The 279-nt window shown below is 32.3% G+C and carries 1 protein-coding gene; it reads right to left on the bottom strand.

Annotated features, from left to right (window positions below; translation table 11 throughout):
• A partial coding sequence (locus RAD04_RS38590; RefSeq protein ID WP_461627954.1) for a hypothetical protein occupies positions 1–233 on the bottom strand: 233 nt, incomplete at its 3' end.
• Between the last annotated feature and the right edge of the window lie 46 nt (positions 234–279).

A 279-nucleotide genomic window follows, 5' to 3' on the forward strand; every position in this document is an offset into this window, starting at 1 on the left:
TTAAAAAACACCCCAAGGTTCATATGCATATTTAAGATTGGAGCTTTCAATTTTTTTGCTAACTCTACTGTATCGACAAATATCGTTTCATAAGCGGTTCTTACACTATCATTAAAATTAGCGATATTGAATTCCTCCGGCAGATGAATTGTATAATAGATCCCGCTTTCTTCTTTCATATGTACCAATTTATCAATATCCAATCGATCTGGCTGATATTCTGGCATATTCATATTAAGTTCAATAAAGTGTAGCCCTAAGGATTGACATAGTTTTATA

It is taken from the genome of Bradyrhizobium sp. 25ACV (assembly GCF_054863005.1).